At 63.0% G+C, this 25185-nt stretch carries 22 protein-coding genes and 2 tRNA genes; 8 read left to right on the forward strand and 16 right to left on the reverse strand.

Features of this window, described 5'->3' with window-relative positions:
- Positions 1 to 429: 429 nt before the first annotated feature.
- On the reverse strand, positions 430 to 1470 hold the full coding sequence (locus ACVOL0_RS12065) for a hypothetical protein (protein WP_481549322.1): 1041 nt from the start codon (positions 1468 to 1470) through the stop codon (positions 430 to 432).
- Positions 1471 to 1555: 85 nt separating this feature from the next.
- On the reverse strand, positions 1556 to 2005 hold the full coding sequence (locus tag ACVOL0_RS12070) for a hypothetical protein (protein ID WP_481549323.1): 450 nt from the start codon (positions 2003 to 2005) through the stop codon (positions 1556 to 1558).
- Between the two features lie 117 nt (positions 2006 to 2122).
- On the opposite strand from ACVOL0_RS12070, the gene ACVOL0_RS12075 reads away from it, so the two are divergent.
- Positions 2123 to 2689 carry a MarR family winged helix-turn-helix transcriptional regulator gene (locus ACVOL0_RS12075; protein ID WP_481549324.1) on the forward strand — a complete coding sequence of 189 codons (567 nt, stop codon included), beginning with the start codon at positions 2123 to 2125 and terminating at the stop codon, positions 2687 to 2689.
- Between the two features lie 355 nt (positions 2690 to 3044).
- Here the strand turns inward: ACVOL0_RS12075 and ACVOL0_RS12080 are convergent, their stop codons facing one another.
- Positions 3045 to 3386: a hypothetical protein gene (locus tag ACVOL0_RS12080; protein ID WP_481549325.1), complete on the reverse strand. Its 342-nt coding sequence runs from the start codon at positions 3384 to 3386 to the stop codon at positions 3045 to 3047.
- An 87-nt stretch (positions 3387 to 3473) separates the two neighbouring features.
- The gene (locus ACVOL0_RS12085) at positions 3474 to 3908 is read right to left on the reverse strand and encodes a hypothetical protein (protein ID WP_481549326.1); all 435 of its coding nucleotides are present in this window, start codon (positions 3906 to 3908) and stop codon (positions 3474 to 3476) included.
- Between the two features lie 169 nt (positions 3909 to 4077).
- Here ACVOL0_RS12085 and ACVOL0_RS12090 point away from each other — a divergent pair, with 169 nt between their 5' ends.
- The gene (locus ACVOL0_RS12090) at positions 4078 to 4413 is read left to right on the forward strand and encodes a helix-turn-helix domain-containing protein (protein WP_481549327.1); all 336 of its coding nucleotides are present in this window, start codon (positions 4078 to 4080) and stop codon (positions 4411 to 4413) included.
- Positions 4414 to 4428: 15 nt separating this feature from the next.
- Here ACVOL0_RS12090 and ACVOL0_RS12095 read toward each other — a convergent pair whose 3' ends face one another.
- Complete coding sequence (locus tag ACVOL0_RS12095; protein ID WP_481549328.1) at positions 4429 to 5646, reverse strand: tyrosine-type recombinase/integrase; 1218 nt, start codon at positions 5644 to 5646, stop codon at positions 4429 to 4431.
- A gap of 319 nt (positions 5647 to 5965) precedes the next feature.
- Between ACVOL0_RS12095 and ACVOL0_RS12100 the strand changes: the two genes are divergently transcribed.
- Together ACVOL0_RS12100 and ACVOL0_RS12105 are read left to right on the forward strand one after the other, a co-directional pair.
- Positions 5966 to 6041 (forward strand) — tRNA-Ala (locus tag ACVOL0_RS12100).
- A 251-nt stretch (positions 6042 to 6292) separates the two neighbouring features.
- Positions 6293 to 6368 (forward strand) — tRNA-Phe (locus ACVOL0_RS12105).
- 107 nt (positions 6369 to 6475) lie between these two features.
- On the opposite strand, the gene ACVOL0_RS12110 is transcribed toward ACVOL0_RS12105, so the two are convergent.
- The 9 genes from ACVOL0_RS12110 to ACVOL0_RS12150 form a co-directional block, all read right to left on the reverse strand.
- Positions 6476 to 7441, reverse strand: coding sequence for an ABC transporter substrate-binding protein (locus tag ACVOL0_RS12110; protein WP_481549329.1), 966 nt, complete (start codon positions 7439 to 7441; stop codon positions 6476 to 6478).
- 26 nt (positions 7442 to 7467) lie between these two features.
- Positions 7468 to 9180: an amino acid ABC transporter permease/ATP-binding protein gene (locus tag ACVOL0_RS12115; protein ID WP_481549330.1), complete on the reverse strand. Its 1713-nt coding sequence runs from the start codon at positions 9178 to 9180 to the stop codon at positions 7468 to 7470.
- Positions 9180 to 9710: a GNAT family N-acetyltransferase gene (locus ACVOL0_RS12120; protein ID WP_481549331.1), complete on the reverse strand. Its 531-nt coding sequence runs from the start codon at positions 9708 to 9710 to the stop codon at positions 9180 to 9182. Before ACVOL0_RS12120 ends, ACVOL0_RS12115 begins: the two co-directional genes overlap by 1 nt.
- Positions 9707 to 10885 (reverse strand): M20 aminoacylase family protein, encoded by a 1179-nt coding sequence (locus ACVOL0_RS12125; protein WP_481549332.1) that lies wholly within the window; start codon positions 10883 to 10885, stop codon positions 9707 to 9709. The genes ACVOL0_RS12120 and ACVOL0_RS12125 overlap by 4 nt, the downstream gene beginning before the upstream one ends.
- Positions 10886 to 10894: 9 nt before the next feature.
- The gene (locus tag ACVOL0_RS12130) at positions 10895 to 12271 is read right to left on the reverse strand and encodes an LLM class flavin-dependent oxidoreductase (protein WP_481549333.1); all 1377 of its coding nucleotides are present in this window, start codon (positions 12269 to 12271) and stop codon (positions 10895 to 10897) included.
- Positions 12272 to 12316: 45 nt separating this feature from the next.
- A complete protein-coding gene (locus tag ACVOL0_RS12135) occupies positions 12317 to 13414 on the reverse strand; it encodes an MsnO8 family LLM class oxidoreductase (RefSeq protein ID WP_481549334.1) in 1098 nt (365 codons plus the stop codon).
- Positions 13415 to 13422: 8 nt separating this feature from the next.
- Positions 13423 to 13785, reverse strand: coding sequence for a DUF3088 family protein (locus tag ACVOL0_RS12140; RefSeq protein WP_481549335.1), 363 nt, complete (start codon positions 13783 to 13785; stop codon positions 13423 to 13425).
- A gap of 216 nt (positions 13786 to 14001) precedes the next feature.
- Positions 14002 to 14568: an FMN reductase gene (gene msuE, locus ACVOL0_RS12145; protein ID WP_481549336.1), complete on the reverse strand. Its 567-nt coding sequence runs from the start codon at positions 14566 to 14568 to the stop codon at positions 14002 to 14004.
- Positions 14569 to 14596: 28 nt separating this feature from the next.
- Positions 14597 to 17080 carry a TonB-dependent receptor plug domain-containing protein gene (locus ACVOL0_RS12150; RefSeq protein WP_481549337.1) on the reverse strand — a complete coding sequence of 828 codons (2484 nt, stop codon included), beginning with the start codon at positions 17078 to 17080 and terminating at the stop codon, positions 14597 to 14599.
- 199 nt (positions 17081 to 17279) lie between these two features.
- Between ACVOL0_RS12150 and ftrA the strand changes: the two genes are divergently transcribed.
- Positions 17280 to 18308, forward strand: a complete 1029-nt coding sequence (ftrA, locus tag ACVOL0_RS12155) for a transcriptional regulator FtrA (RefSeq protein WP_481549338.1) — start codon at positions 17280 to 17282, stop codon at positions 18306 to 18308.
- Positions 18309 to 18376: 68 nt separating this feature from the next.
- Here ftrA and rnd read toward each other — a convergent pair whose 3' ends face one another.
- Positions 18377 to 19459 (reverse strand): ribonuclease D, encoded by a 1083-nt coding sequence (gene rnd / locus ACVOL0_RS12160; RefSeq protein WP_481549339.1) that lies wholly within the window; start codon positions 19457 to 19459, stop codon positions 18377 to 18379.
- Positions 19460 to 19543: 84 nt separating this feature from the next.
- On the opposite strand from rnd, the gene ACVOL0_RS12165 reads away from it, so the two are divergent.
- From ACVOL0_RS12165 to ACVOL0_RS12175, 3 genes are all read left to right on the forward strand, one after another.
- Positions 19544 to 21493 carry an SUMF1/EgtB/PvdO family nonheme iron enzyme gene (locus ACVOL0_RS12165; RefSeq protein ID WP_481549340.1) on the forward strand — a complete coding sequence of 650 codons (1950 nt, stop codon included), beginning with the start codon at positions 19544 to 19546 and terminating at the stop codon, positions 21491 to 21493.
- A 66-nt stretch (positions 21494 to 21559) separates the two neighbouring features.
- Positions 21560 to 22474: a M48 family metallopeptidase gene (locus tag ACVOL0_RS12170; protein ID WP_481549341.1), complete on the forward strand. Its 915-nt coding sequence runs from the start codon at positions 21560 to 21562 to the stop codon at positions 22472 to 22474.
- A gap of 84 nt (positions 22475 to 22558) precedes the next feature.
- Positions 22559 to 23779, forward strand: coding sequence for a virulence factor family protein (locus tag ACVOL0_RS12175; protein ID WP_481549342.1), 1221 nt, complete (start codon positions 22559 to 22561; stop codon positions 23777 to 23779).
- Here the strand turns inward: ACVOL0_RS12175 and xseA are convergent.
- The gene (xseA, locus tag ACVOL0_RS12180) at positions 23770 to 25140 is read right to left on the reverse strand and encodes an exodeoxyribonuclease VII large subunit (RefSeq protein ID WP_481549343.1); all 1371 of its coding nucleotides are present in this window, start codon (positions 25138 to 25140) and stop codon (positions 23770 to 23772) included. The two genes, ACVOL0_RS12175 and xseA, sit on opposite strands and share 10 nt — an antisense overlap.
- Positions 25141 to 25185 lie beyond the last annotated feature (45 nt).

The raw sequence follows: 25185 nt of genomic DNA on the forward strand, positions 1-25185 counted from the left end.
TGCTCTTCGGTGAACTTCGACTTCTTCATGGCAAAACCACCTCTCTGCTTGGGGTTAGTTTCGCCGAATTTCTCTACTTTTGGCTGGCTCAAAAAGCTGGGAGGTGGTCACTCCCTTCCCTCAAACCCTCCGGAATGAAATTCAATGCGCGTCCCGAAGGGCGCGCAACAGAGCCGAGGAACGAGGGCCGAAGGCCCGAAGTGACGTGGGCTCTGCCACCCCCCCCGAACGCGTTACGGCCCTTGATTTTCATTTACATTATTAGGTTATAAGCATAGCTAAGAACTAAAGCTCTTATGGGCGCCGTTACGATTTTTGGCAGTCGTAACGCTTTCGGCCATTGCACTGTTTTCTTTGCCACGCCTATGGCGTGGGCTTGTCTCAAGTGGTCCAGCGAATCCGGCCGCCGGACATGGTTGCCGTAAGTTGTCAGCGTCGCTGTTTACTTCCCTTGGTGGGTGGCTTGGTCCCAGCTTTCGTCTTCGCCTTTTTCGCTTTTTGCCTGTCCCGGAATTCTTGTTGGCGTCGCGCTCCGTCGGCTCGCCCGCGCGCAGCAATGGGATCTTCGGAGCCCGTCTTTGCTTTCAGCTCTGCGCGGACACGCAAGTCGAAGCTGCGGCATGGTGCGCTGACCGGGCACGTATCGCATGGGAAATTCTTGCCGTCCTGCCGGAAGCCCGCACATGCCGGTATGTATTTGCGTTGTTCGGGATCAGCAGTGGCGATGGGGTGTTCAGGCGACAGCGCAAGTGCTGCGTCCACCATTTCATCCCCAAAAACCTCGCGTGCGACGTCCAAAGGCACGATTTTTCGTACACACAAATATTCCGCCAATGCAATTGCCGGCTCGGGTGATGCTTCTACCAGATCACAAAGATGTGCAAGCGCCTTGATTTGCACAGGATCGCCACGATAGTTTTCTGCGGAAAAACGAGGGTCCCAGTCTTTTGCATAAAGGTACTCAGTGACTATCGGCATTGTCAGTGCGTGGCGCGCCCGTGCCACATCCAGCGCATCGTAGAGCTGATTCGGCCTCGGAATATGATTCCATTTTTCTGATGCCATACATCCGCGCATAACGGTTTCGATGTATACGGGATAAGGCAACCCGACGGAATCGGCGACTGATCGCGCATGCCACAATGCTGACATAGCGGAAGGCGTATTCTTTGAGTACTCCGGGTCTATGGGCTGGGACTTCGCGGCATCTTTCTCTGGGAAGAACTCCTCCTTCATTCGGCGGTAGGCATCGAAGTAGGCGCGGGTGAACAACTCCGTGCGAGCCAGAGGTGTCATGTAGCGATACCCAACCCATGCTGATTGTTGCGCCATGGGTTCGTCTTTGAGGAATTCTTCCGGGATGTTGGAACGCACCCATTCCGTTTCAAGCTGAATCCGTTTTGGTGTTTCTGGCTCATTGCGCGCAGCTGCGAGCATTTCGGCCACTTGAGGGTCGATTTCCGTCTTCATATGTATAGCTCCAGCTTATTGCTGCCGATAGCAGTCGATGATTTAGAAGGCGAGGCGCCCCAATGACACCTCGCCTGATGGGCCGTTAGTTGCCCTGGCTGCGGTAGCGGTCCATCACGCGGAGCATCAGGGGCCGGCTTGCCAGCTTTGCGACGTTGAGACGCTTCTTCCCGTCGCCGTAGAGGCACTTGACTGCCAAGTGGATGTACGTGCCGTAGGAGATCCCGCTTGCATCAGCGAGCTGACGGAGAGTCCAAAGCTGACGGAACATCAGCGCGCTGCAAGTGCGCAGGTCGACGCGGTAAGCGTCGCCGCAGACTACGAGCCCGACGCAGCGAGCGATGTGCTCGACGGCCTCGTAATCAGTGCAATTGGCATGCTCGATGTGGCGGCTGCTGCGGACCTGATCGTCAAACTCAAGCTGTGCAGGTGCAATGATCTCGGTGGCGATTTCGCGATGAGTGCTGGCCAGAGCTTCGCGACCGATAGCTGCAGCAGCGGAGAGCTTATTGAGGCGATTTGCTTCGAACGACATCTGATTACTCCATTTTTTCGCGAAGACCTGAATTGGCCTCCGTCGAAGCAAATATTGCCCGGTAGAAAAATGGCATACTGTTTGAACTCAACTAGTTTGCCAAATGAATTGCCTCCTATGTCCGACTTGCCATATCCGGAGTTCCAAGCGCTTTTGGTCATGCAGAATCGTCTGCTTCGCGACCTTGAGCCGCGCATGCGCCGTTACGGCCTATCCAGCACCGGCTTTTTGGCTTTGTTGGCAATCAGTCAAAAGACCGGCACCGGCCATTTCCCGCTTACGCGCGCTGAGCTGACCCGCAGGATTGGCGTAACTCCCGGCTCAATGAGCGTGCTGATGGCACGGATGATCAAGATGGGCTGGGTTTCAGAAACCCGATTGGATGACAGGTCAGCCGGACTTGCGATCACTGCCAAGGGGCGATCCGTGCTGCACGGTGGGATGGTTGCTTGGGACGATGCCTTTGCCGCACTGGATGACGCGCTGTCGGCAACGATGAAATCTAACTTGATCCGGGTCATCACGAAGGTCAACTTGACCAACGAGATTCGGGAGCGCGAAGCGCAGCAAGATCGCTATCTCGGAACGCTTCGCAAGCACAAGACTGTGAGTCAGGTCAAAGACCAACTACGAGAGCGCCGTAGTGTGGCTCGTGCAAAATTGCGTGCCTTGGATGAATCCTGACGCCTGTATGGAGTTGCCCGTCCCGGTACTCCACTTTGCCTGCAGCGGATAGCGATCCCAGCGTCCCGTCTAGGACTTCCATCTTGGATGCGGATCACCCGCGTTCGCGCACTGCGTGAACGCGCATCGCACCAAAGCTCACCTGCGCGTACCTGGCTGGGTCCGTGTCATGCAGCTACGTGCGTAGCAGTAATACGACAGGCAGCGCGCAGGGAGTAGCACAACCAGTCTGGCGTACGTTGCAATGTGTGACTGCGCGCGACTTCGATCGGGCTCATCGATACCGGCAGCCCAACAACGTAAAAGGCGCGCTGACATCGCTGCCAACGCGCCCTTGTATGCAACCGTTCGAGGATCAGCGCGGGCGAATACCAAAGCCCAGCAACACCGCACCCGCAACGGTAAACGTTTGTCCCAACGCAAGTGCATGCATGTTCGCTACGTTGCTGTATCCGCTCGCACTGGGATTGATCAGGAAGTACAAGCCCGCGCACAGCGCGATCACGCCCAGTCCGATGCACGCACCAGCTGAGCCCTTGCTTTCGCTGGGTGTCGCTTCTGCACGTAGCGTAGCGACGGTTTCGTCTGATAGCTTGGCGAAGCACTTGGGGCAATTTGGATTACGGTGGCTCGATGGGATTGCCGCACCGCAAGTGCCGCACTGATATGGATTTCCGCCGCTGGTTGCATCTGACATTGCTATTTCCCCTTGTTTTAGGTGTTTGGTGATGGTTGTTCCGCCGCCGCATGCATTTCGGCGGTGACTTCGATGCTGTTCGGTCGATCAGAATGCGGTCGGGCTGATTTGGATCAGGCCTTCGCCGACGACAGCCAAGCGCAACTTGGTGCGACTTCCGGATTCCGTCACCATCGAAGTTTCCCTGCGGTGCGTGGCTTCATTTGCCATCGCGCACAGTCCCTTGCCAGCAGGCCCGGCACCGAAGACGTGATTACCCGCTGGAACTTCGAGTGTCGTGATTTCGCCGGCTCGCAGATGAGCGGCTAGCGTTCCGTCCACGTAGAACGCCATTGGACAACCCTTCGATTGGAAGCCTTCGTCACGGGCAATCACAATGGTGCTGCTGGTGGCATCGCCTGACGGCTGATAGGCAAAGATTCGATCTGCCGGAACGGGCTTGGCGTCAGCTGGGGCGACGGGATGAGTTGCGCACCCGGTGATTAGCGCTGCGGTAACGAAAAGCAACATCAAGCGTTTCATGTATCCCCCTGTGGATTGGTGTGGAACGGTTCGGATCAACTTCGATAGGCGACCCTTGCGGGGCGCTATTTACCGTGCAAAGCTATATACCGTAACGGTAAATGATTCTACTGCTGAGGTATATACGTCATGCTCTTTGAGGTTCAGTCACCGTTGCCTGCTTGTGTCCTTGCCCGAAGTCATAACCGCCACCTTTGCCAAGCGCCTGAAAGAAGCTCGCGATCTGCGGGGTTTGTCGCAGCGCGCGCTGGGAGGGCTCGTGGATAAGGATGGCGACAAAAATCGTGGCGCGATTCGGGTCAATCGCTATGAGCAGCAGGTCAATCAAGCAGACATGACCAAGGCGGCAGAGCTGGCCCAAGCGCTCGATGTCCCGTTGGCGTTTTTGTTCGCCGAGGACGACGATTTGGCTGCTGCGATTCTTGCCTTTGCCAAGCTGCCTGCTGAGCAACGCGCTCGTATGCGGGCGGAGTTGGAGCGCTTGGCGGGCCAGCAGGCTCCCTAAGCCAGCAGGCCAACGTCACGCAGCCAACTTCGCAACGGCTGCTGCCAGCGTGTCGGGTGCCAGGTGTGCATATCGCAGCGTCATCGTGATGTCGGCATGACCGAGCAGTTCCCGCACAGTGTTCAAGTCCACGCCTGCTCGCACCAGCCGCGACGCAAAGTGATGGCGCAGGTCGTGGAATCGGAATTGTTCGATGCGGGCGTCAACCAACAGCTTCGTCCAGTCGGTTTTTACGTCGTTGACGTTGAACACCCGTCCGATTCGTTGCCCACCAGTGCGGATCGACCAGCGTTGCAGTACGTCCAGTGCTTCGATGTTCAGTGGGATATGGCGCTGACGCCCTGATTTGGCGTTCTCGGCTCGGATCGTCAGCATCTTGGCTTCCAGATCGACATCAGCCCATGTCATCGACAGCAGTTCACCACGCCGCATGCCGGTGTTCATGGCAAGCAACACGACCGGCGTCAGATGATCGCCATAGGTATCAGCCGGGATTTCTGGATATAGGTCTTCTTGTCGCAGCGCGCGCCAACGGTTGCCTGATACGCGGGCAGCAATCATGTGGCGATCCCGTGCAGCCATGACCGTACGCAGGCGGGCTTCTTCGTCCAATGACAGATAGCGAACGACCTTGCGGGACTGTCCGCCCTTGATGCGCATGCCAAACAGTGGATTGGTCGCAATCAGCCCCCAGCTGACCGCTTTGGACAGCGCAGCCCGCAGACAGGCTAGATCGCGTGCCGCAGTCGAGCGAGTAGGCGGGGATTTGGTCTTGCCGGTCGGGGTAGACAAACGCAGCTGTAGCCATTGATCAGCCCATGCGGTGTTGAAGCCAGTCAGCGGGTCGTCCAGATGTTCGGCGAAGACTTGCTCCAGCCGATTGGCGTACATGTGGCCTCGCTTGAGTTCCAGCGTCGCCCAAGCGCGATATCGCTGATCGATGAAGTCTTGCAGGGTAGGGGCGTGCGACTTGCCTTGCCCTATGCGTGGCAAACCCGATTGCAGGTACTCAGCGATAGCGTGGGTGGCTTGAGCGCGAGCTAGATCCAACGGGATCGCAGTCGTGGGGCCGATGGTGCGTCGTTTTCCATGCGCCCAAGACACGATCCAAGCTTTATGGCCCGACGGCTGCACCCGCAAGATCAGTCCCCGCACCTGGGCGTCCCGGACTTCATAGGGGCGCTCTTGTGGTTGATAGGTTTCGACTTGGCGTTTGGTCAGCTGGACCCGCATTGAACCGGCTTCCGTAAGTTGGCTTACCGCCAAGATAGGACGCCGGTATAGGCGGAGGCTGGATACGGATCATCCACGTTGGCTGACGTGGGGCAGTGATGTTGTGCGGTGATCCGCTGTCGATGCTTTCAATTGTCCCGGCGGGGGGCCCGTTGATAAGCAAGCTGTGTCGTTGTTTTGGTCCTGCCGCGCCGTTGGCAGGCTGACCGAGCCCCTCGGGCGGCGACCCGATCCCCTCCATCGGGTCGCCGCTCGTGTTCGATCTGGGCTGGACGTTTTGCGCAGCGCAGACAACAGCGCTATGCTCGGTTCACCGTGTGGGGCGGTAGCTCAGCTGGGAGAGCGTCGCGTTCGCAATGCGAAGGTCGGGAGTTCGATCCTCCTCCGCTCCACCAAGTCTTCAAGCAAAGAACCCGCATCGGATGATGTGGCTTCTTTGCGTTTTTGCGCTGGGAACAGGTGGTTTGGTGATTTTTTCACCATGCGGCGGCAGCGGCTGCTGCGTCTGAAGCCTCGCTACACAAGGCATTTCGAGGAATTTTCAGCGAATGTGAAAATTTTTGTGAAATTGGCTTGCCGAAACCGAAATAGCTCCGTAATATACGCCTCCTCGACGGCAGCAACGCCGACGAAAACAAAACAAAGTGGCCGAGTAGCTCAGTTGGTAGAGCAGGGGATTGAAAATCCCCGTGTCGGCGGTTCGATTCCGTCCTCGGCCACCAAAATTTCAAGGGTTCGCAGAAATGCGAGCCCTTTTTTGTTCTTTGCTTGCGCCGTTTCTGCACCGATATCTGTGGCGTGCGCCCTTATGTGCAAGGCGCTGCTGCCATCACAGATCCGCCAGTCCTGGTGGGTTGGTCTGCGAGCGTGGCACGGCTTCCGACTGCAGGTTCCAGCGTGCCAGCGCGGTGGCGTAGTTGCCGTTGTCGATCTGGGTGTTGAGGCTCTGGGTGATGGCCGCGGCCAGTCCACTGCCTTTGCGGGTGGCGACCGAGATGGACGCTGCGTTTGGCCAGCCACCGGGCAACAGGCCAACCTGGCGCACCTTGCCGTCGCGTGCGGCGTAGGCGCCGGTGGCATTGGGCTCGAATGAGATATCCGCACGTCCGCTGATCACCGCCAGGCGGCCGACGGTTGGATCGTCGAGGTACTGGTACTCCACCGGCGCCAATCCAGCGGCCAGGTTCTGTGCATCCCAGCGGCGAAGTATCTGGTCCTGGTTGGTGCTGGCGCCGACGACGACCTTCAGGCCAGCGACGTCGCGCGGCTGGGTGATCGCTCGAATCGGGCCGCCGCTACGCGTATAGACGCCAAGCAGGTCGTAGCGGTAGCTGGAGAAGTCGAACTTGCGCTTCCTGCTCTCGGTGACGGTGATGTTGGAGATCACTGCGTCGTACTTGCCCGACTCCAATCCCAACGGCCAATCCGGCCAGGCCACCGGCACAAGATTCAAACGCAGGCCCAGCGAGTCAGCGATCAGCTTGGCGATGTCGGGTTCGATGCCGATCACCTGCTTGCCATCGACGGCGTAGTCGCCCAGCGGTAGCGCGCCAGGGATGGTGGCGATGGTGAGGGCGCCGGGCGTGGCGAAGACATGGTTTTTTGGCAGCAGGGCGATTGCGACAGCGTCGGTGTGTGCTTGCGGCACCGGCTTGCTTGCTGCATCCGGCGCAGGCGCGGCGGTTGCATCGTCCGGTGCAGCGCCCACGCGGGTGTAGAGGATCAGGCCGATACCTGCGGCCAGCGCCGAGATGACGATGAGCGTGCCGAGATGGCGGCGGATGGGGGCAGGCATGGTGGGCTCCGATGGCTGAAATGGATTCAAAGCACGCTTGCGAGAAACTCGGCGGTGCGGGCCTGTCGTGGTTGTTCGAACAGCTGTGCCGGTGTGCCCACCTCCACCACGCGACCGCCTTCCATGAAGACCACCTTGTCGGCGATGCGACGCGCGAAGCCGATCTCGTGGGTGACGATCACCAGCGTGGTGCCTGAGCGGGCGAGTTCCTCGATGAGTGCCAGTACTTCGTTGACCAGTTCCGGATCCAGTGCCGAGGTGGGCTCGTCGAACAACAACACCTTGGGCCGAAGTGCCAGCGCCCGGGCGATGGCGACGCGTTGCTGCTGCCCACCAGAGAGTTGGCGGGGATAGCTGTCTGCCTTGTCCAGCAGACCAATGCGCGCCAGCAGCGACAACGCCAATGATTCGGCCTCTGCCTGTGTCGTGCCGCGTACCGCGATTGGTGCCTCGGTGAGGTTCTGCAGGACGGTCAGGTGCGGGAACAGGTTGAAGCTTTGGAACACCATGCCGATGTCGGCACGTCGCCGGCGTACATCGGCTTCTTTCAATTCATGCAGGACATCGCCGTCGCAGCGGTAACCGACCAGCTCGCCATCGACACTGACGAAGCCGGCGTCCACCCGTTCCAGGTGATTGAGGGTACGCAGCAGCGTGGACTTGCCGGCCCCAGAGGGGCCGATGATGGCGGTGACGCTGCCCGCGCCAAGCTCCAGTGAAACGTCATCGAGTACCTGCAGCTCCGCGTAGAACTTGTCGACGTGCTGGATCGAGATGCTGCCGCCTGCGCGCAGCGCCAACGGCGCGCTGCTTGCCGCCGTTCGGCGTCGGCCCTGCTGCCTGCGGGGGCGTGCGTTGCGGTTGCTCCCGCGTGCGAACGCGCGTTCAACACCGACCTGTATCACCGACAGGAAGGTCAGCAGCACCAGGTACCAGACGGTGGCCACCATCAGCAGCGGCACGACTTCCAGATTGCGGCGGTAGATCACCTGGATGGTGTAGAACAGTTCCGGCAACGCCAGCACATAGACCACCGAGGTGGCTTTGGCCAAGCCGATGATGTCATTGAAGGCGGCCGGCAGGATGCTGCGCATGGCCTGTGGCAGCACGATGCGGCGAACTTCGCGGTGACGCGGCAGGCCGAGCGCTGCGGCGGCTTCCAGTTGACCAGGGTCAACCGACAGGATGCCGCCTCGGATGACCTCGGCCGAAAATGCAGCCTGGTTCATCGCCAAGCCAAGGATCGCGGCGGTCAACTGGGTGATCAGTTGTGTGGTTGGGTAGCTGAAAAGCAGGATGTCGGTGAACGGCACCTTCAACTGGATGGTTTCGTATAGATAGCCCAGGTTGTTGAGCAGCAACAACAGCACCAGCAGCGGGATGGAGCGGAACAACCACACATAGCCCCAGGACAGGCGCGCAAGCAGCGGCGAGCCGGAGACGCGCGCCAAGGCCAGGGCAGTGCCTAGCGCGAAGCCGAGCAGGGTGCCGCTGGCGGTCAGCAGCAGGGTCAAGCCCAGGCCTTTGAGTACCTGGTCGGCGAAGAACCAATGGGCGAAGACCGACCAGCCCCAGCGCGGGTTGCCCAGCACCGATTGCATGATGGCCAGGAGGATGACGATGGCCGCGACGGTGCCGAGTGCGCGCAGCGGATGGCGTGCGGGCACGATGCGCGGTGTGGCAGTGAGGGTTGCGTGGTCGGCGTGCTGCCGGAGCTGCGCGAGCGTCTGTGCGTTCATCAGGCGCGGGCTCCTGCAACGGTTGCGCGGTTGGCGGCGTTGCTGAGCTGCTTTTCGAACGGTAGGTGGACGACGCGTTCGGTGGCCCCATCCAGGTCGAACAAGGCTTGATATCCATGTTTCAGGTACAACTGCACGGCTTCGGGCTGACGAAATCCGGTGGTCAGGTAGACACGCTTATAGTCCTGCCGGGCCGCGTTGCGCTCCAGCTCGGCGAGGACGCGCGAGGCAATGCCCTGGCGGCGTACGTCGTGACGGGTCCAGATGCGCTTGAACTCGGCGGTACCAGTATCGTGATGTGCCATGAAGGCGCCGCCAGCGATGGCCTGGCCATCGCGCAGCAACAACAGGAACGCGCCGTGCGGTGCGCTGAAGGCCGCGGCCGGGTAGCGCTCAAGTTCGTCACGGGCGCTGCCACCAATCTGCGTGATGACATCGCGGTAGCGATCGCCGTACTCCTGCTCCAAGCCTTCGAACAGCGGTGCAGCCCGGGGATCATCCACCGAAGTGAGGACGAAGTGTTCATTCATGCCGGCTCCTCCAGGAATCGCTCGGTGAGGTGGGCCCAGTAGCTGGCGGCGGGAACGATGCTCGCGTCGTTGAACACGTAGCGGGGGCTGTGGAGCGGCGCGCTGTCGCCATTGCCGACGAATAGAAAACTGCCCGGGCGCCGCTGCAGCAGGAAGGCGAAGTCCTCGCTGGCGGTACGCGGCGGCAGCTGGTCTATCACCGTGTCGGCACCGAACAGCTGCCGTGCAGCGTTGCGCGCGAAGGCGGTTTCGGCAGGGTGGTTGAGCACACTGGGGAAGCCCACCGGGAAGTCGATCTGCACGTCCGCGCCGAAGCTGCTGACAAGCGCGGTAGTCAGTGTCTGGATACGTTCGCGCAGGTGCTGGCGGACTTCGGGCAGGAACGCGCGGACGGTCAGCTTCAACTCCACGCTGTCAGGGATGACGTTGGCGGCGCGGCCACCGTGGATGGCACCTACGGTGACCACCGCCATGTCGCGGGGGTCGACATTGCGCGACACCAGGCTTTGCAAGGCGGTCACCAGATGCGCCGCCACCAGGATCGGATCCACACCGGTATGCGGCTCGGCACCATGTCCACCCTTGCCGATGATGCGAATGCCGGCCCAGTCCACCGATGCCATCGCCGGGCCATCAACAAAGCTAAGCCGGCCGGCGGCGATCCCTGGCCAGTTGTGCAGGCCGAAGATCGCATCGACCGGGAAGCGCTCGAACAAGCCGTCTTCGATCATCCGGGTTGCGCCCTTGCCGGTTTCTTCGGCCGGTTGGAACACCAGCTGCACGCTGCCTTCGAAACGGCCATGACGGGCAAGATGGTGGGCTGCGGTCAGCAGGATGGTGGTATGGCCGTCATGGCCGCAGGCGTGCATCAGTCCTGGCGTACTGCTGGCGTATGGCAGGCCGGAGTCCTCGCTGATCGGCAGCGCGTCGAAGTCCGCACGCAGCCCGATGCTGCGCGTGCCGCTGCCACGGCGCAGCGTGCCGACCACACCGGTGCCGCCGACGCCGGTGGTTACGTCATAGCCCCAGTCCGCCAGCAGATTGGCGATGCGGGCACTGGTGCGGTGCTCCTCGAATGCAAGCTCGGGATGCTGATGCAGGTCGTGGCGGATGGCGATGGCCTGGTCCGCAAAGGCGGCGATATGCGGGTTGTGGGAGGAGGCTGGGGTAGTCATCGGCTTGGCTCAACTCGCGTTGCGCAGGCTTGCCGGCGGCTGTTCGGCATGGCGGCTGGTCTTGTAGGGCAGGCCCAGGTGCTCGCGCAGTGTCTGTCCCGGCAGGTCCGGCTGGTGGTAGCCACGTGCCTGCAGGATTGGCAGCACGTATTGGACGAAGTCATCCAGGCCTTGTGCCTGCACGGGAAAAGCGAGAATGAAGCCATCGCAGGCATCGGCCTGGATCCAGCGGATGATTTCATCAGCGACGGATTCGGCACTGCCGATGAAGGCACTGCGCGGGGTCACCGACTGCAGCGCAACCTGGCGCAGGGTTGCACCCTGCTCGCGGGCCTGCTGTTTGATGCTGTCGGTTGTGGAGCGGAAGCTGTTGCTGCCCAGCTCGCCAAGCTCGGGAAACGGACCGTCCACGGGGTACTGGCTGAAGTCGTGGTGGTCGAAGAAACGGCCGAGATTGGCAAGCGCATCATCTATATCTGCCAGGGCCACAATCTGCTGATACTTGCGCTCCGCTTCTTCGGCGTCGCGGCCAACGATGGGCGAAATCCCAGGCAACACCTTGACGTCGGTAACGCTGCGCTGGTGGCCGAGCGCGGCCTGGCGCACCCGCTGGGTGAAGGCCCGGGTAGCCTCCAGCGAGAGCGAAGGGGTGAATACCGCATCGGCGTACTTGCCGGCCAGGCTGATCCCGGCATCGGAGGCACCGGCCTGGAACAGCACCGGTTGACCCTGCGGCGAACGCTGGATGTTCAGTGGACCTTCCACCTGGAAGAACCTGCCCTTGTGCGCCAACGGGCGGAAACTGCCCGGGCTGACATAGCGGCCGGTTTCGCGGTCACGGACGAAGGCATCGTCATCCCAGGAGTCCCACAGGCCCTGCGTCACCTGCAGATACTCATCGGCGATCTCGTAGCGCAGCGCGTGGTCGGGATGCGCGCGCCCGTAGTTGCGGCCTGAACCCTCCAGCGGCGAGGTGACGACGTTCCAGCCCGCGCGGCCGCCGCTGATCAGGTCCAACGAGGCGAACTGGCGCGCGACGGTGAACGGATCGCTGTACGAGGTGGACAAGGTACCTGCCAGGCCGAGCCTGGTGGTGGCCGTGGCCAGAGCCGACAGAATGGTCAGTGGCTCGAAGCGGTTGAGGAAATGCGGGATGGATGTCTCGGTGATGTACAAACCGTCGGCGACGAAAGCGAAGGCAATGCCGTTTGCTTCGGCTTTGCGGGCTATGTCGATGAAGAAGCTCAGGTTGACGCTGGCATCGCTGGGATTGGAAGGGTGCTTCCAGGCATTTACATGGCCGCCAGGCCCTTGCAGCATGATGCCGAACGGTATGGGCCGTGATGGAACAGCGCGAGCTGCTACAGGGTTTGAGGTGGTACTCATCAGGCAACTCCAGGGCGGGGGAGGGCGTCGGTAGCCGAAGATCGGTCAGAGCAGCGCGGTTGCGGGCTGGTTGGCGGTACTGGCCGCCACGTTGGTTGCAGGCGATGGCGTTTGCGCTGCTGCGGAAGGCGCCAGCAGCTCCAACGAACGCAGCCGTACCTGGGCGTCGGCGACGGGAGCATCCAGTACGAATTCCTCGATGCCGAAGTAGGTATGCAGGCGATCCAGTTCGCTGCGTACATGCCGTGCGGTGCCGGCCAGAACATTGGGCTGCAGCTCTTCCACGTAGTAATCGGTGATGCCGGCTTGCCGGGCATAGTCGGCGGCGGCCTCTGCCGAGGACAGGTTGATCGTCTGGTTGTGGCCGAAGTGCAGCCTGTGGATGCGCAGCTCACCAATGTGGCGGGCGGCTTCGGCGGTGCTATCGGCAGCCAGTGCGATGACAGTCAGCAGCGGTGCGAGATTGCTGGCGCGGCGATAGGCAGAGAGCGCACGCTCGATGCTGCGGGGATCACCGTCGAACTGGCCGGCATAGACAAAGCGCCAGCCCAGGCTGGCAGCCAGCTCGGCACTTTCGACGCTTGCACCCAGTAGGAAACGTTCTGCGGGGACGGCAGCGGTGGGCGTGGCGATGGCATCGGCGTGGCGATGCCACGGCGGCAGGTTGCCGTTGAGGAAGCCTTCCAGATCGGTGAGCTGTTTGACGAAATCCAATGGCGTTTCACGTCCATAGGCCAGGGCCTGGCTTGCGGCCGGCAGCCCGCCCGGTGCCTTGCCAACGCCGAGATCAACCCGGCCCGGGGCAAGATTGGCCAGTAGATTGAAAACCTCGGCTATCTTGTACGGGGAGTAGTGGCGCAGCATCACGCCGCCGGTGCCAACGCGGATGCGTTGGGTCTGCGCCAGCACGAAGGCCGCCAGCACTTCCGGTGCGGGCCCGGCCGACTGCGGGAGTGCATGGTGCTCGGCAAACCAATAGCGGTGGTAGCCCAGCTGTTCGGCGCGTTGCGCCTGAACCACGCTGTCGCGCAATGCCTGCTCGGCGGTGCTGCCATCGGCAACGAGGCTCTTGTCGAGGATGCTCAGGTGATAGGTCATGGTCGCCGTGCTGGTTGGGTTGCCGACGCGCTGCTGCGCGGGCAAATGGGGTATCAGGGATGTGGCTGGGCGATGCCGTACAGCTCGCCCAACGTGGCGAAGATGCGTTCGACACCGGACACGTATTGGCGCGCGGCGTGGTGGCCGCTGGCATGTTGGCTTTGGACGTCGACAGGCAACACCAGCTTGGGCAGCGACTGATCGGCGTCACCCACAAAGTCGATCACTGCATCACGCGGGCGCTGGAAGCCGACATGGCGCACATCCAGTTGTTCGCACAGGCCGGGCAGTTGGGTCAGCGCGCCTTCGAGCAGAAGGGAGTGGCGACAGAAGAAGCGTTGATCCTCGATGGCGGGATCCTGGAACTCGGGTTCCAGCAGCAACAGGATGGGTTTCGCAGTGGGCGTGACTGGCATGGGGCTGCTCGCTTGCGGCAGGGACAGCGTCGGCGCTGTGGATTCATCCTAGGCAAGCGCTCGGCCGGCGGCGCTGTGCAACTCGTCAATCAGCGGTCAGATCCGGCCATGACCATGCGCAGTAGGAATAAGTACATGCCATTGTTGGTTGGCATAGGGTGTTGCTCAGTCACTGGCTGCAGATACCGCAGAGACCTGCGGCGCCTGCTGCCGGGCTCAGGCGATCCTGCGCAGCTGAGCATTGCGCGCGAGGCCCAGTACATCGGCTGCACGCTCGGCAGCCAGCGCAATACGTTCCTGCAGCTGACCTGCAGGCAGCTGGTCAGCGTCGAAGTCCGCAGCAGTTGCATAGACCCCGATCGGCAGCGTCAGTGCCTGCAGGAATCCGAACAGTGGCCGTAGGTGATGCTCGAGCATCAGCGCATGGCGCTCGCTGCCGCCGGTGGCGGCCAGCAACACCGGTGTGTTGATCAAGGCATCCATGTCGATCAGGTCGAACAGATGCTTGAACAAACCCGGGTACGCGCCGCGGTAGACAGGTGCGGCGGCCAGCACAAGATCGGCATTCTCTATCCTGCGCAGCTGCAGCTCGACCTCGGCAGTCAGCTCGCTGCGCTGCAGGGCGCTGCCCAGTGGGCGGGCGATGTTGACCAGCTCCACCAGTTGGATGTCCAGTGGCAGATGGTGCTGCAGCTGTTGCAGGATGCTCAGCGCAAGGCTGCGGGTGCGCGAAGCGGGCGAGGTACTGCCGATGACGGCGACGGCTTTCAGTGCGGTGGACATGCGCGGCTCCAGATGAAGGGCGGGGCGATCAGAAGCGATAATTGATGCGGCCATACCAGTAGCCGCCGGTTGTGCCGACGCTGTCGACGCTGGCGTAGTTGAAAACGTAGTTGGCTTTTTCGCTGGCACTGCGCGAGGCGTCAGGGCGCTTGCGCTGGCGTTCGTCAAACAGGTTGTTGATGCCTGCATCCACACTCCAGCCGCGGCCGATGTCGTAGCTGCCGCCCAGGTTGGTTACCAGCAGCGGTGCGAGCTGGTATTTGTAGCCGTTGTTGATACTCTTGATCGGCCCGAAGTAGCTTGCATCCAGACTCAGCTGCCATGGGCCGTTGCTCCAGTGCACACCGGCCAATTGGGTGTAGCGCGGGGTGTGGTAGCGCAGTGCGTATTCGGCGGTTTCATTGAGCAGGCTGATGTTTGGCAACTGCTGCAGGGCGGCGGGTACGCTCGCCACCTGACGGATGTCGGTGCGGCCGAGGTTTGCTGCATAGTTGTAGCGAAGTTGTCCGATCGCCGTGTGCTGGATGGCTTCCAGGGTGAGCTCGACGCCCCGGGTACGGGTGCTGCCCACATTGGTGATGTAGCTGGCGTAATAGGCCTGGCCTGGTGTGATGCTGACGCCGGCGGCACCGAGCAGGTTGTCGACGATGGCCTTCTGGCTGGCGTCTAGCGGACTACCGCTGTTATCGGTAATCGCGTTGGGGTTGGTGGAGTCGTAGCCGATCTGGCTGGATTGACCCAGCTGGTTGCGGATGTTGATCTGGTACACATCCACGGCCGCATTGAAGCTGCCATTGGGCGCGAAGGTGATGCCCAGGCTGTAGTTGGTGGCCTTTTCCGGTTTGAGCGCAGTAGCCCCCAGGGCCAAGGCCGTTGGCGAATTCACCCGCGCCACCAAGGTGGTGCCGCAAGGGCAGTTGCCGGTGGCCTGGTAGAACTGTCCACCCAGGCTGGGAGCATGGAAGCCATTGCTGATCGTGCCGCGCACCGCCACGGCATCGGTGAAGTCGAAGCGGGTGGAAAGGCGTCCGGTGGAGACACTGCCAAAGTCGGAGTGATCTTCGTAGCGTCCGGCCAGGTCCACAAACCAACGCGCGGTGAGGTTGGTCGATACGCCTGCATGGATGGCCTTGCTGTTGCGGCTGGCGTCTACTGCGTCGTCAATGGAGTAGCCAACGAAGCTCGCTGCGCCCCAGCCCAGATAGGATTCTGGCTGTCCTGGCAGGCGCTTGTACTGTTCATGCTGGTATTCCGCGCCAATGCTGACTTCAAGTAGTGAAGAAAACACGCCGGTGTCGAAGGCGCGGCGCAGGTCCAGATTGTTGACCAGTTGCTGGTAATCGACCTTGCCGTCGTACAGATCGGTGGGCGAGCCCGGGTAGGGCAGCGAAAAGTTGAGCGTGTCGCGGGTATAGGTACGGATGGTGTCGCGATTCCAGGTAGCGCTGAAGTCGTAGCTCCACTGCGCCAGACTGCCTTTGACGCCAACGGTGCCGTTGTACTGCTGTTCTTTGGCTTCTATCGAAGGTGAGAAGCCATCCGGGTACACCGCCAAGGCGCCCGGATTGAGTGCGGCAATCGTGGTGGGAAGGCGATAGTTCTGGATGGCACTGCCGGTACGATCGGCGGCGTTGAGGGTGACGTAGAAATCTGCTCCGGCGCCGAGCGGGTGGTCAGCGCTGATCACCGCCGACGTCAGGCGGTAGGACGGGCTGCTGAAGATCTTGTTGGCATCGCTGCCGGCGCTGCCGTCGTACCAGCTGACCGGGTACAGCACGCGCCGGATCGCATGCTGTTGCACGGTGTTCTCCGCCGACACATTGACGAAGCCAGTGGTCCCCCACGGCAGGCCAAGATTGCCGCGCATGCTCGTGCGGCTACCGTCGCCGTCGTAGCTCTGCCCGCTCTCCACTGCCAGCGCGCCGCCGCTGGCCTGTGTCTTCAGGATCACGTTGATCACACCGGCAACGGCATCGGAGCCATAGATGGCTGACGCGCCGTCACGCAGTACCTCAATATGGTCAATCGCTGATAGCGGGATCAACCCGAGGTCGGCCCAGGAATGTCCTGGGAAGGCGCCGCTGTTTGCGCCGCTGACATAGGCGCTGGCGTTGCGCCGTTTGCCGTTGATCAGCACCAGCGTGTAGCCCGGGGAGAGATTGCGCAGCTGGTAGCCGCGGATCAGGCTTTCCTGGTCGGATTGGTAGCCACCTACCTGACTCAATGAGGGCAGTGCTCGCTGCAGGACCTCAAGCAGGGTGGCCTGACCGGTAGCGGCCAGTGCGTCGGCGGAAATGACATCGATCGGGGAGGAGCTGTTCGCCACCGTGCGGGTACTGTTGCGCGAGCCGGTGACGACTACCGTGTTCAAGGTCGAGGCTGCTGCGGCCGGTGCCAGCACATCATTGGCGCTGGCGGTTGATGAGAGCACCGCGGCCAGCAGCAATGCTGCCAATGCAGCGCGCTGGGGCGGGTGGGAAGCGGGATTCGGCAACTGCCGGTCGGCGGACATCGTGGCGGAACTCGTCGTTTGCGGGGACGGGTCCTATTCAAGTTGCAGTTGACGTTGGCGAACATGCGCAAAGGCGTCAGCGGGCGGTCAAGTCCGGCCACGCATATGACGGAGTGTCATCTGCAAACAGCCTGCGGATGTAAACGATCGCATGTTCTGGATACGTGCAGGCAGCTCGCCATGCGTAGTATCGATGCCCATGAACATCCTCGCCGAACCGGTTTCCTCAGCGCCGCTGGTGGCGATTCTGGCTTACGACCAGATGGGAATGTTCGAGTTCGGGTGCGCGGTGGGCATGTTCGCGCCGGTACGCCCTGAGCTGCAGGTGGACTGGTACCGCACCGGCGTCTTCGCCTGCGAACCCGGGCCGCTGCAGGCCTTGGGTGGCATTTCGGTAGAGGTGCAACATGGCCTGGAGTTGATCGATGAAGCCGATACCGTGCTGATTCCTGGTTGGCGCAATCCCGACGAAATGCCGCCGCCACAACTGCTGGATGCGCTGCGGCGTGCGCATGCGCGTGGCGCGCGTCTGGCCAGTATCTGCTCCGGCGCATTCGTGCTGGCGTGGGCGGGTTTGCTTGACGGTGGCAGTGCAACCACCCATTGGCGGCTGACCGAACGACTGGCGCAGCTGTTCCCGGACGTGGCGGTGCGTGCAGACGTGTTGTACGTCGACAGCGGCCAGATCATCACCTCGGCCGGCTCCGCCACCGGCATGGACATGATGCTGCACATGGTGCAGAAGGATTACGGCAGGCGGGTTGCGAATCTGGTGGCGCAGCGCCTGGTGCTGGCGCCTTGGCGCGACGGCGATCGCAGCCAGCTGGTCCCACGGGCCATTCCGCATGGCGAGCCCAGCCGTCTGGCGCGGCTGATGGAATGGATACGCGACAATCTTTCACAGGAGCACACGCTGGCCAGCCTGGCCACGCAGGCGCTGCTCAGTCAGCGCACCCTGCAACGGCAGTTCATGGATGCCACCGGTGTGTCGCCGATTGACTGGGTGATACGCGAACGTGTGGCCTACGCCAAGGAGTTGCTGGAGACCACCGCGCGGCCGCTGCAGTGGATCTGCGAGCAGACCGGCTTTGGTTCGCCAGAGTCATTCCGGCGGCATTTCCGGGCCGCTACCGGTGCCAGTCCGGCCGCCTACCGTGCAGGTCTTGCTGTAGCGGCCGACGCAGCAGCGGGGCTGCAATCCCCGCTTGGCTTGATTGCCGCGCGCTGAGCTGCCAGCGGTGCAGGAGTCTGGCCAGGTGCAGTGGACTGCACCCGGCGCGGAGGATTTGGCGCGGATCAGGCGGTGGGCAACAACGGCTGCAGCACTGGCTCCAGCTGCTCGCGACGCCAGCCGGCGAGGGCGGTGGGCCAGTTGCCACTTTCCAGCAGGGCCTCCAGGTGCTTGCGCGAAGCGAGCAGGCCGTCCGGCAATCCCAGCTCGGCGGTGCGCTTGCTGACGGCGTCCTGCAGGCGCTTGAGTGCGCTCTTGTTGCTGTCGGTGGCCGGCAGGGCCATCGGTGCGTCGGCTTCGTCGGCAAGCGGGGTGTTCAGTGCTTCCCATACCTGCTGGGCCAGCTTGCGCGGGGCCTTGGGGAAGCGGCCGAATACCTTCAGCATGGCTTCGTAATCGGCTGGCGGGTTGCGCGCCAGCACGTTGGCAAGTTCATTGTCCAGGATCCAGCTGCGCGGCTTGTCGCTGCTGCGGGCCTGCTGGTCGCGCCAGCGCAACAGGCGCAACAGGCGCAGCTGGGCGTCGCGCTCCAGCACCTGCGAGGAGCGCATCGACAGATGCGGCCAATGCTCGCCTTCGTCACCTTCGACGCTGGCCAGCAGGCGTTCGCCATCGTCCTGCAGCCATTGCATGCGGCCTGCGGCCTGCAGCTTGGCGCTGATGGTGTCGTGCATGGCGAACAGGTACTCGACGTCGTCGGCGGCGTATTCCAGCTGCGCGTCGCTGAGCGGGCGCTTGAGCCAATCCGAACGGGTCTCGCCCTTGGGCAGGGTGACGCCGGTGATCTCGGCCACCAGCTTCTGATAGCCCATGCCGCCGCCGATCCCGGCCAGTGCCGCACCGATCTGGGTGTCGAACAGCGGCCGCGGCAGCGCGTCGCAGGCGCACTTGAAGGCGACCAAGTCTTCGCTGGCGCTGTGCATGATCTTGGTGATCGAGGTGTCGGTCAGCCAGGGCTTCAGCGCCTCGCACATACCGGGTATCAGCGGGTCGATCAGCAGGATTTCGTCGCCGACCGCCATCTGCACCAGCGCCAGCTGTGGCCAGTAGGTGCGTTCGCGGATGAATTCTGTGTCCAGCCCGATCCGGCTCGGGCGCTGGCGGTAGCGTTCTTCCAACTCCGCCGGGTGTTTGATCCAGTAAGCCACGTGGGGTTCCGTCAACTGCAGGGTTTGCTCAGGCAGGCGAGAATAGCCTAACGTCGGGCCGCTCCCGGGAAAGTGTGCAAGTCAATGGAGGCGTTTTTGGGTAAAACCGGCCAATTGTTGGGTGTGACTGCGTTGTTTCTGGCCTTGGCGGGGTGCAGCGGCAGCGCGCCACAGCCGCCATCGGCTGCGCCAAATGCGGAGCCTGCAAAGAAGCCGAGCCTGGCCGAACGGCTGGAGGCCCGGGCTGAGGCGCGAGCGGACGCCAAGGCTGAAGCGGCGGCGGCCGCCAAGGCGGCAGCTGCAACGCCAGATCCCACGCCGCAGGTTGAGAGCATCACGTTGCCGGTCTGGAACGCGCCGGAGGTCAGTCTGCAGCCCGGGCAATTGGCCGAAGCACGCAAGGCGGCCGACAAGGCGCTGGCCGAGGACCGGCTGTACCGCGACGCCGAGGACGCCATCCCGCTCTACCTGGCGATCCTGGCCCAGCAGCCGAAGGACAGGGCCGCGCAGCGTGGCCTGGACACGGCCCGGCAGCGCCTGCGTGCGCAGGCAAGCGCCTTGATGGCGCAACCGGAGAATCAACGCCAGGCCTTGGCCCAGGCTGCCGAAATCGCCGGCGTTGCGGTTGCCTTGGCGCCCGAGGGCAAGGCCGAGCAGGCCTTGCAGCAGCGTATCGCTGTGGCGCGACGGCTGTTGGCATTGAACCGCGCCGGCGAGCAGGCGCTGCGCCAGCACCAGTTTGGCGAGGATGGCGGCGGCGCGCAGGCGGCCTTCCGCGAAGTGCTGGCTACCGATCCCCTCAATAGCCGTGCCAGGCAGGGTTTGGCGGCAGTGGAAAGCGGCCTGATCCGCCGCGCTGAGAATGCAGCTGCGATGGAGTCGGATTTCACCGCCGCTGCGCGCTGGCTGGACAAGGCCACCACCATCCGTGGCGAAGGCGTGACCCTGAAGGATGCGCGGGCGCGCATCGAAAATATCCGCACCGCCCAGCTCGATGCGCTGCGTGAAGGCGGCCTGCGTGATCTGGTGTCGTCCAAGGGTTTGAAGGATGCACGGCTGAAGCTGGCCCAGGCCGAGCGCATCGCCCTGCCAGGCGACCGTACCGTCGCCTTGCTGCGCGAGCGCATCGAGCTGGTTACCCATTACGGCAGCTTCCGCCCGGGCCAGGTATTCAGTGACGCCTTGGCTGATGGCAGTCGTGGCCCACAGATGGTGGTGGTGCCTTACGGCAGCTTCCAGATGGGGGCGGCCGAGGGCGAGATCGGCAGCAGTGATGCCGAGCGTCCGCAGCATCTGGTGAGCTTCGAGCGCGGCTTTGCAATGTCGATCACCGAGGTCACCGTGGCCGATTTCCGTCGCTTCGTTGAAGCGGCCAAGGCGCGGCCGCGTGCGACCCGGCGCGGCCATTCCATCGTCTATGACGAGCGCAGCGGTAACTTCATCCGCCGCAGCGGGGTGGATTGGCAGTCCGACTACAACGGCGTCAAGGCTGCGCCCAACAGCCCGGTGATGCATGTCAGTGTGCGCGACGCCGAGGCCTACGCGGCTTGGCTGAGCGAGCAGACCGGCCGCTACTATCGTCTGCCCAGTGAGTCGGAATTTGAATATGCATTGCGTGCGGGCAGCCAGGGGCGCTACCCGTGGGGGCGCGCGATGGCACCACCGGAGAACAGCGGCAATTTCACCGGCAGTCTCGACGTATCGCCCAGCGGCCGGCACTGGAACAACGCCTTCATCGGCTACGGCGACGGCTTCTGGGGCACAGCGCCGGTGGCGATGTTCCGCGCCAACGCCTGGGGCCTGCACGACATCAGCGGCAATGTCAGTGAGTGGGTAGCCGATTGCTGGCATGCCAGCTACCGGCGCGCACCGGCCGATGGCGCGGCCTGGTACAACCCCGGCTGCCGGCAACGGGTGATCCGCGGTGGCAACTGGGCCAATGCGCCGGAGCAGACCCGCGCGGCGTGGCGGCAGTCACAGGACTCGGATGTCACCTCGGCGCGCATCGGTTTCCGTCTGGTGCGCGGAATTTGAGCTTGCCGCGGCGTACGCTAGCGTTACCATCGGCCAAGGCCAACCCGGCCCAGACGGAATCCAAGCATGCGACAAGATCCTTTCGGTAACCAAGGCAATGGCGGTCAACGTCGGCGTGGTGGGGGCCTGTTCGGGAATATCCGCTGGGTGATCCTGCTGGGCTTCGCGGTCTATGGCGGCTGCTATTACTTCGGCAACCGCTCGGTGGACCCGTATACCGGTGAGAAGGTGCTGATCGACAGCTCGCTCAACGCCAGTGAAGAGAAGGCGATGGGCCTGCAGGCCTATCAGGAGATACTGGCGCAGGAGCGGCCAGTTGATCCCAACTCGCAGATCGCCCGCCAGGTGCGTGAGATCGCCAATCGCCTGATCGCCAAGGTCGACGTCGTGGAGACTGCGTTGGCGCAGGAACATGGCCTGCAGCCACAGCACTTCGCCAAGGACTTCGATTGGGACGTGAACGTGCTGCAGTCCGACGAAGCCAATGCATTCTGTCTGCCCGGCGGCAAGATGGCGGTCTATACCGGCTTGATCCCAGTTGCGCAGAACGCTGATGCGCTGGCAGTGGTGATGGGGCACGAAATCGCCCACGCCCTGCTGCGCCACGGTGCGCAGCGCATGGCCCAGCAGAAGCTGACCCAGATCGGGCAGATGGCGGGTGCCGCCAGCGGCATGGACGCGCAGCAACAGCAGATGATGATGTCGGCCATGGGCTATGGCTATCTGCTGCCGTATGCGCGCTCGCATGAAACCCAGGCCGATGAGGTCGGGCTGATGCTGGCGGCGGCTGCCTGTTTCAATCCGGAGGAGGCAGTGCCCCTGTGGCAGCGCATGAGCCAGGCCAGTGGCGGCCAGGCGCCGCCGGAGTTTTCTTCCACCCACCCGAATCCCGGGACCCGCATCCAGAACCTGCAGGCCTTGATGCCCAAGGCGCTGGAGTACAAACAGCGCTTCTGCAGCGCAGGACCGGCTGCAAGGTAATCCAGGCGCGTAGCGGGCTGCACAAGCACGTAACGAACGCCGGTGGATGCTCACCGGCGTTTTCATTTGATGGTGGGGTTTGTGATGCATCGTGGTGTAGTGTTGGGCCTGGGTATTGGCATGTTGTTGCTCGGGGTGGTGGTCAGTTGCGGCTGGGGCGCAAATTCCAAGCATATGAAGGCTAGCCGCTATGGCCGGGTGCAGGTGGTGCAGCCGCCTGCAATGGCGCGTGGTCTGGTGATCTATTTCGCCGACCCGACGTTGCCGCAGGCGCAGCGCATGCATGTCGCCGGGCAGTTGGCGCAGTCCGGCGCATGGGTGGCGGTGGTGGATGCTGCGCGCTATCGCGAGCAATTGCAGGGCGGCAATGGCAGCTGCCGGGCGATGGCCGATGATGCTGCGTTGCTGACCCAGAAGCTGCTCAAGCGCGAGCGCGCCGAGCAGTTCTTCCTGCCGGTATTGTTTGGCCAGGGCAGCAGCGCTGGCTTGGTGCGCGACAGTGCGGCCGGCGCGGCCCCCGGTGAATTTGCGGCAGCATTGGTAACCGCGGCCGATGCCAGTCCCGGTGGTATCAGCTGCACCGGCGGGACGGCCGTGGTGCCGGTCAAGTCATTGTCCGAGCAGGAGCTCAAGACCACCTTGCCGGTGGCGCTCGATGCCGCACCTGCGCAGGGCGTGGCCACCCTGCCACTGGTCGAGATGCCGGTCGCCGGCAGCAAGCGGTTGGTGGTGCTGATTTCAGGCGATGGTGGCTGGCGTGACCTGGACAAGGGCTTGGCGCACGAACTCAACCAGCGCGGCATTTCCGTCGTCGGCTGGAACAGCCTGCGCTACTTCTGGAAAGAACGTACTGCCGCACAGGTAGGCGAGGATCTGGACAGCGTGCTGCGCACCTATCGGCAGCGTTGGCAGGTCGATGACGTGGCGCTGGTGGGCTACTCGTTTGGTGCGGACATACTGCCCTTCGCCTATCCGCTGCTCGGTGAGGAACAGCGCCGCTCGGTGCGGCTGGTATCACTGCTGGGGCTTGCGCACGGGGCGGACTTCGAGGTGCGGGTGGGTGGTTGGCTGGGCTGGTTCCGCGCCCAGGAAGTGCCCGTGCAGCCCGCCTTGGCAGGCCTGCAGCCTGTTGCCCATCAGTGTGTCTACGGCACCGATGAGAAAGACAGTCTGTGTCGCGAGCTGCGAGGTGATGCACACATGCAGGTGGTTGAACTGCCAGGTGGCCATCACTTCGACCGTGACCCGAGCAAGCTGGCGCGGATCATTGTTGATCGCTGGGATGCGGCGCCGGCTCAGCCCTGAGTGGAATCGCCGGCTGCCGGTTCGCCGTCAGCCTGTTCGACCCGCAGCTGCAGCCCGCCTTCGGCCAAGCGGGCGCGCAGCTGGTCGCCGGGTTTGACCTGCCCGGCGCTGCGTACCAGAGCGCCATTTTCAACTTTGGTCAGAATCGAATAGCCGCGCGCCACGGTAGCCAATGGGCTTACCGCTTCCAGCGAGCGAGCGATGCTGCGCAGACGTAGGGCATCGCGCTGCAGCTGGCGTGCCATCGCAGCGTGCGCGCGTGGTGCCAGGGTTGCCAGCTTCTCGGCCAACGCGCTCAAGCGGCGCTGTGGCTGGGTGCTGCGCAACACGGTAGCGGCGTGTCGCAGTCGGCCCGCCCGGCGTTCCTGTTGCTGCTGCCAGGTGGCATGCAGGCGTGCGAACGCAGCCTGCTGGCGATGCTTGAGCAGGTTCAGCCGTGCCTGCGGGCTATGTGCCTGCAGCCGCAAGGCGGCGCGGTCGGCGCGCTGCATGGCCTGGGTCATTGCGTGTACCTGCAGCTGCTGCAGGCGTTGCGCCAACCGGCGTACCCGCAGCGCAAGATCGCGTTGGTCCGGAACCAGCAGCTCGGCGGCTACGGATGGCGTCGGCGCGCGCAGATCGGCGGCGAAGTCGCTCAGGCTGAAGTCGGTTTCGTGGCCTACCGCCGAGACCACCGGCGTGTTGCTGGCGGCGACGGCACGCGCCAGTTGTTCATCGTTGAAGGCCCACAGGTCCTCCAGCGAGCCACCGCCACGGGTCAGCAGGATCACGTCGTAGCGGCCGCTGGCATCGGCCTGGCGCAGCAACGAGGTGATCTGCGGTGCCGCGGTTGCGCCCTGTACCAGTGACGGCAGCAGTTCGACTTCCAGCATCGGGAAGCGCCGCTCCAGCACGCTCAATACGTCGCGTACCGCCGCGCCACTGGGCGAGGTGATCACCGCAAGGCGGCGCACATGCGCCGGCAGCGGGCGCTTGCGAGCCGGATCAAACAGGCCCTCGGCTTCGAGCCGGGCCTTGAGCTCGTCGTAGGCGCGGCGCAGCGCGCCTTCGCCGGCTTCTTCCATGTGGTCGAGGATCAGCTGGTAGTCGCCGCGTGCTTCGTACAGCGTCAATCGGCCGCGCACCAATACGCGCATGCCTTCGCGCGGGAGGAACTTCAGCCACTGGCTCTTGGGCTTGAACATCGCTGCACGCACCTGGGCGCGTGCGTCCTTCAAGGTGAAGTACAGATGCCCGGAGGCGGGCCGGCTGACACTGCCCAGTTCGCCTTCCACCCATACCATTGGGAACGTGCTCTCCAGAAGGTCGCGCGCCAAGGTGTTGAGCTGGTTGGGGGTGAGGACGTCGTTGCTGGAGGTCATGGTTCAACTGCTATGCCGATAGGACGCTCGGCCGCGCCGGGGGCG

Source organism: Stenotrophomonas sp. STEN021 (assembly GCF_056760175.1).

Excerpts from the sequence above, each read along its gene's own strand:
- ACVOL0_RS12110 (WP_481549329.1), bottom strand. The coding sequence starts at position 7,441 with ATGCCTGCCCCCATCCGCCGCCATCTCGGCACGCTCATCGTCATCTCG.
- ACVOL0_RS12120 (WP_481549331.1), bottom strand. The coding sequence starts at position 9,710 with ATGAATGAACACTTCGTCCTCACTTCGGTGGATGATCCCCGGGCTGCA.
- ACVOL0_RS12080 (WP_481549325.1), bottom strand. The coding sequence starts at position 3,386 with ATGTCAGATGCAACCAGCGGCGGAAATCCATATCAGTGCGGCACTTGC.
- ACVOL0_RS12115 (WP_481549330.1), bottom strand. The coding sequence starts at position 9,180 with ATGAACGCACAGACGCTCGCGCAGCTCCGGCAGCACGCCGACCACGCA.
- ACVOL0_RS12065 (WP_481549322.1), bottom strand. The coding sequence starts at position 1,470 with ATGAAGACGGAAATCGACCCTCAAGTGGCCGAAATGCTCGCAGCTGCG.
- ACVOL0_RS12170 (WP_481549341.1), top strand. The coding sequence starts at position 21,560 with ATGCGACAAGATCCTTTCGGTAACCAAGGCAATGGCGGTCAACGTCGG.
- msuE (WP_481549336.1), bottom strand. The coding sequence starts at position 14,568 with ATGTCCACCGCACTGAAAGCCGTCGCCGTCATCGGCAGTACCTCGCCC.
- ACVOL0_RS12095 (WP_481549328.1), bottom strand. The coding sequence starts at position 5,646 with ATGCGGGTCCAGCTGACCAAACGCCAAGTCGAAACCTATCAACCACAA.
- ACVOL0_RS12130 (WP_481549333.1), bottom strand. The coding sequence starts at position 12,271 with ATGAGTACCACCTCAAACCCTGTAGCAGCTCGCGCTGTTCCATCACGG.
- xseA (WP_481549343.1), bottom strand. The coding sequence starts at position 25,140 with ATGACCTCCAGCAACGACGTCCTCACCCCCAACCAGCTCAACACCTTG.
- ACVOL0_RS12070 (WP_481549323.1), bottom strand. The coding sequence starts at position 2,005 with ATGTCGTTCGAAGCAAATCGCCTCAATAAGCTCTCCGCTGCTGCAGCT.
- ACVOL0_RS12150 (WP_481549337.1), bottom strand. The coding sequence starts at position 17,080 with ATGTCCGCCGACCGGCAGTTGCCGAATCCCGCTTCCCACCCGCCCCAG.
- ACVOL0_RS12075 (WP_481549324.1), top strand. The coding sequence starts at position 2,123 with ATGTCCGACTTGCCATATCCGGAGTTCCAAGCGCTTTTGGTCATGCAG.
- ACVOL0_RS12165 (WP_481549340.1), top strand. The coding sequence starts at position 19,544 with ATGGAGGCGTTTTTGGGTAAAACCGGCCAATTGTTGGGTGTGACTGCG.
- ACVOL0_RS12140 (WP_481549335.1), bottom strand. The coding sequence starts at position 13,785 with ATGCCAGTCACGCCCACTGCGAAACCCATCCTGTTGCTGCTGGAACCC.
- ACVOL0_RS12125 (WP_481549332.1), bottom strand. The coding sequence starts at position 10,885 with ATGACTACCCCAGCCTCCTCCCACAACCCGCATATCGCCGCCTTTGCG.
- ftrA (WP_481549338.1), top strand. The coding sequence starts at position 17,280 with ATGAACATCCTCGCCGAACCGGTTTCCTCAGCGCCGCTGGTGGCGATT.
- ACVOL0_RS12175 (WP_481549342.1), top strand. The coding sequence starts at position 22,559 with ATGCATCGTGGTGTAGTGTTGGGCCTGGGTATTGGCATGTTGTTGCTC.
- ACVOL0_RS12085 (WP_481549326.1), bottom strand. The coding sequence starts at position 3,908 with ATGAAACGCTTGATGTTGCTTTTCGTTACCGCAGCGCTAATCACCGGG.